Source organism: Allobosea sp. P4_E12 (assembly GCF_056401655.1).
The window spans coordinates 1-2472 of the sequence record NZ_JBFUIY010000115.1; the positions used below are offsets into that span (position 1 = coordinate 1).

The following is a 2472-nucleotide window of genomic DNA, read 5'->3' on the forward strand; positions in this document are numbered from 1 at the left end:
GTGAGTGAGCGCTGTTCTCAGGCCACAGCCTTGAGCTGCGTCTCTGCGTAAGCCCAGGGCATCAGGTCGTCGATCTGGCTCTGGGGATGGCCGGCGACGATGCGGGCGAGGACGTCGGCGAGATAGTATTGCGGATCGACGCCGTTGAGCTTGGCCGTTTCCACGAGTGAGGCGATCACGGCCCAGTGCTCGGCGCCGCCGTCAGATCCGGCAAAGAGCGCGTTCTTGCGGTTCAAAGCGATGGGCTTGATCGCGCGCTCGACCACGTTGGAGTCGATCTCGACGCGGCCGTCGTCGAGGAAGCGCGAGAGACCGGCCCAGCGCGAGAGCGCGTAGCGGATGGCCTCGGCGAGCTTGCTCTTCTGGCTGACGAGGAGAAGCTTGTCGCGCAGCCAYGGCTCCAGCGCTTCGACGATGGGGCGGCTCCTTGCCTGGCGGGCAATGCGCCGCTCCTCGGCGGAGCGTCCCCGGATGTCGTTTTCGATGCGGTAGAGTTCTGCGATGCGCGCGAGCGCTTCCGAAGCAATAGGCGCCGGACCGGCTTCGGCCAGTTCGTAGAACTTGCGCCGGGCGTGGCTCCAGCAAAAAGCCAGGCTCACGGCATTCCTCTCGGCCAGCACCTTGTAGCCGGCGTAGCCGTCGACCTGCAGCGTGCCCACGAAGCCCTGAAGATGCCGGATCGGCTGCTCGGCCTTGCGGTCGGGCGCGTAGAGATAAGCCACGCCGGGCGGATCGGCGCCGCCCCAAGGCCGTTCGTCGCGGGCATAGGCGAAGAGCTGGCCGGTCTTGGTCCGGCCGCGGCCCGGATCGAGCACCGGCGCCGTGGTCTCGTCTGCGAAGAGCTTGGTCGATGCCTTCAGTCGCTCGAACAGGCGCTCATGCACGGGCCGCAGGAGGAAGGCCGCCTTGCCGACCCAGTCAGCCAGGGTCGATCGGTCGAGGTTCACCCCCTGCCGGGCATAGATCTGAGCCTGGCGATAGAGCGGCAGGTGATCGGCGTATTTCGAGACGAGGACATGGGCRATGGTCGCCTCGGTGGGGATGCCGCCTTCGACGAGCCGGGCTGGCGCCGGCGCCTGTACCACCACCTCCTCGCAGGCCCGGCAGGCGTATTTCGGCCGACGCGTCACGATCACGCGGAACTGGGCGGGGACGATATCGAGACGTTCGGAGACATCCTCGCCCATCGCATGCAGCGCGCCCTGGCAGCACGGGCATGTTTTGTCCTGGACGTCGATGATCCGCTCGACACGCGGCAGGTGTGCGGGCAGCGATCCGCGGTTGGCGCGCCGCTTCCTGGCCCGCTCGGCCCGCTTTGCGGGATCAGCCGCTTCCTCGCCGGCGAGGCCCTCGGCCTCGATCTGCTCGGCCTCCTCGAGSCCCAGCAGCAACTGATCGACCRGCAGGCTCTCGGCCCGGCGCCCGAAGCGATGGCGCTGCAACTCCTTGATGATCTGGCGTAGCCGCTCGTTCTCGGCGCGCTCCTCCGCGAGCATCGCCCGAAGCGCGATCGGATCGCTGGTCAGTGGGTTGGCCGCGTTGCTCACGRAGCCGATTCAATCATGGATTACAGTGGCTTGCCASCGCCGAGCGATCAACTTGCCGCGACGGGGACGCGCGTCTCGCGCCGCTGATGCACCCGTCGCCAGTCGAGGCCTTCGAGCAGCGCCTGAAGCTGCGCCGCTGTRAGTCGCACGACGCCGTCGGCGATAGTGGGCCACTGGAACTTGCCGTCTTCCAGTCTCTTCGAGAACAGGCAGACACCCGTCCCATCGAAGTAGACGAGCTTGATCCGGTCAGCACGCCTCGCCCGGAACACATACACCGCGCCCGAGAACGGATCGGCGCCCATGCTCTCGCGCACCAGTGCGGCCAAGCCCTCCGCGCCCTTGCGGAAGTCGACCGGCTTCGTTGCGATCATGACACGGACCGCGCCAGTCGGGCCGATCACGAGCCGCCCTTTAGCGCGGATATCACCGCGGCAATCGTCTTCGGGCTCGCACTGGTTCCGACACGCACCACGACGCCGTCAATCTCGATCTCAATCCCSCCGCTCGACCGGGCTACGSCACGACGACGACGCGTCGCCGGCTGCCTCACGGTCTCGGGCGCCGGGCGTGCTGCATCGACCACCGCAGGCACGAACGTTGGCAATGATGCCGGCGGCAACGTCTCCGGTGCTCGCCGCAAAAGACGCCGCCAGCCGAACAACTGCTGCGGAGACAAGGCATAGCGGCGCGCAACCTCGCTCACCGTCGCGCTCGGCTCGTAGCTCTCCGCCACGATCCTTGCCTTGTCGTCGTCCGACCAATCCCGTCGGCGTCCGGTCCCGGTGAAGACCTCGAACCTCCGAACCGGCTCATCGTCGCTGGATTTAAGCGTAAGCTCTGAAATCGTCATGTGCCGAAGCCCTCAGGGGCTTCCAACATCGTCGCTCAGACCGTTGCCGGAAAGGTGGCGCCGGGACACCGC

Annotated in this window: 3 protein-coding genes; all 3 read right to left on the reverse strand. The window is 67.0% G+C overall.

What is annotated here, in order from left to right; translation table 11 throughout:
- Positions 1 to 17: 17 nt before the first annotated feature.
- Genes tnpC through tnpA form a run of 3 tightly spaced genes read right to left on the reverse strand, consistent with a single transcriptional unit; the run spans position 18 to position 2400 of the window.
- Entirely contained in the window at positions 18 to 1547 is a 1530-nt protein-coding gene (gene tnpC / locus AC1DW9_RS36510) for an IS66 family transposase (protein ID WP_476777481.1), read from the reverse strand.
- Between the two features lie 47 nt (positions 1548 to 1594).
- The gene (gene tnpB / locus AC1DW9_RS36515; protein ID WP_441492562.1) at positions 1595 to 1921 is read right to left on the reverse strand and encodes an IS66 family insertion sequence element accessory protein TnpB; all 327 of its coding nucleotides are present in this window, start codon (positions 1919 to 1921) and stop codon (positions 1595 to 1597) included.
- 26 nt (positions 1922 to 1947) lie between these two features.
- On the reverse strand, positions 1948 to 2400 hold the full coding sequence (tnpA, locus tag AC1DW9_RS36520) for an IS66-like element accessory protein TnpA (protein ID WP_476777480.1): 453 nt from the start codon (positions 2398 to 2400) through the stop codon (positions 1948 to 1950).
- Positions 2401 to 2472 lie beyond the last annotated feature (72 nt).